Origin of the sequence: Microbacterium sp. BF1 (genome assembly GCF_019279095.1) — a bacterium.
In the GTDB taxonomy this organism is placed as follows: domain Bacteria; phylum Actinomycetota; class Actinomycetes; order Actinomycetales; family Microbacteriaceae; genus Microbacterium; species Microbacterium maritypicum.
Window position 1 is genome coordinate 1 of sequence record NZ_JAGYWT010000478.1, and the last position, 1,865, is coordinate 1,865.

4 protein-coding genes are annotated in these 1,865 nt (G+C 70.0%); 2 read left to right on the top strand and 2 right to left on the bottom strand.

The window, feature by feature from the left end; all coding sequences use genetic code 11:
* Positions 1-331 (bottom strand): hypothetical protein (locus tag KZA10_RS13850; protein ID WP_218683168.1); only part of this gene is annotated, 331 nt, incomplete at its 3' end.
* The gene (locus tag KZA10_RS13855; RefSeq protein WP_141385720.1) at positions 328-639 is read right to left on the bottom strand and encodes a hypothetical protein; all 312 of its coding nucleotides are present in this window, start codon (positions 637-639) and stop codon (positions 328-330) included. The genes KZA10_RS13850 and KZA10_RS13855, both read right to left, overlap by 4 nt.
* 97 nt (positions 640-736) lie before the next feature.
* Between KZA10_RS13855 and KZA10_RS13860 the strand changes: the two genes are divergently transcribed.
* Positions 737-1,249 (top strand): low molecular weight protein-tyrosine-phosphatase, encoded by a 513-nt coding sequence (locus KZA10_RS13860; RefSeq protein WP_031205790.1) that lies wholly within the window; start codon positions 737-739, stop codon positions 1,247-1,249.
* A 23-nt stretch (positions 1,250-1,272) separates the two neighbouring features.
* Positions 1,273-1,865 (top strand): lyase family protein (locus KZA10_RS13865; protein ID WP_256934864.1); only part of this gene is annotated, 593 nt, incomplete at its 3' end.

Below are 1,865 nucleotides of genomic sequence, written 5' to 3' on the forward strand. Positions count from 1 at the left end.
CCTGTGCTCGCAGCTCGACCACCTCGAACGCATCGGCCATCAGCAGCGTTCCGGTGCCGGCGTTCTCGATCTCGGCGCCCAGCATGCCCACCCGTTCGCCGCTGCGTCGGAGAGCACCGAGGTCGACCTGCGGATCCGCCTGCGCGGAGGAGGAGAGGAGCGCCTGCGCGCGACCGACCGCCTCGCGTGCCTCGGCGAACCTCGATGCCACCGTGCACAGGCGCGCGCCGACCTCGCGCAGCTGCTCGGTGTCGACGGCGATCGCCCCGCCGTGATCGATCTCCAGCTCCCCGGCGTTCGTCGACGCCTCCGCACTCGTGATCCGCCTCATCCGGCACTCCCTTCAGCCAGCTCCCACCGCCTCACCTCGAGGTTCCCGATCTCGACGGCGGTGTCATCACGCACTCGCGCGAGCAGCTCGTTCAGCGCACGGAGACCCGCGGATCGCCAGTCGGACGCATCGATGAGCGAGACCAGCGTCGCTCCTGCCTCCTCGAGCGTCGAGAGGGCCTCGCCGATCTCCCGACACGCCAGGACCTGCCCCCACGCCGTGGAGGAGCCGCCGGACAGGTCGTGCGCGAACGAGTACATGGCCTCAGCATCCGCGATCACGGGCCACCCGCCCGACCCGATCCGCACGACCGGTGGAGAGAGCGACGCCTGCTCGGGATGTGCAGAAGGTCGCGGGAGACGGCTCGCGCTGTGCAGGACGCCCGAGGGCGGGCAGAATGTATGTGTGACATCCCCGGATCCCTTCCGCGTGATCTTCGTCTGCACGGGGAACATCTGCCGCTCTCCCATGGCCGAGGTCGTCTTCCGCGACCTCGCCGAACGGCAGGGACTCGGCCCGCGCATCGTCTCGCGTAGTGCGGGAACCGGCGACTGGCATCTCGGCGAGCGGGCCGACCACCGCACGATCGACTCGCTGGCCCGACGCGGCTACGACGGCTCGCAGCACCGCGCCCGCCAGTTCACCGCTGCGGCGTTCGCCGACAACGATCTCGTCGTCGCGCTCGACCGCACCCACGAGCGCATCCTGAGGGAGTGGGCGCACGACGAGGACGAGGAGGGCAAGGTCACCCTGCTGCTGGCCTTCGACCCGAACGCCTCGAGCCACGATGTGCCCGATCCGTACTACGCGGGAGCGGAAATGTTCGATTCCGTGCTCGGTATGATTGAGGCGGCGACTCGGGGCCTGTTCCGTCAGCTCGAACCCGCTCTGCGTCTCCCCCGCACGCCCCGCCTCTGAGGGGCCCGATCAGGAGGACTCCCCTGACTTTCCAGCCTTCGCTCCCGCCCCAGCCCCTGAGCCCGCTCGACGGTCGCTACCGCGGCGCCGTCACCGGTCTCGCCGACTTCCTGTCCGAGGCGGGCCTGAACCGGGCGCGCGTCGAGGTCGAGGTCGAGTGGCTGATCGCACTCACCGACCGCTCGCTGTTCGAGACGACTCCGCTCTCCGACGCCGACAAGGAGCGCCTGCGCGCCCTCTACCGCGACTTCGGCCAGGCCGAGATCGACTGGCTCGCCGAGAAGGAAGCCGTCACCCAGCACGACGTGAAGGCGATCGAGTACCTCGTGCGCGACCGGCTCTCGACGCTCGGACTTGACGGCATCGCCGAGCTCACGCACTTCGCCGCCACGAGCGAGGACATCAACTCCGCCTCGTACGCCCTCACCGTGAAGCGCGCCGTCGAAGAGGTCTGGCTCCCGGCGCTCGACACCGTGATCGCGAAGCTGCGCGAGCTCGCCGTCGAGCACGCCGACGCCGCGATGCTCTCCCGCACGCACGGTCAGCCCGCGACGCCGTCGACCATGGGCAAGGAGCTCGCGGTGTTCGCGTGGCGTCTCGAGCGCGTACGCGGCCA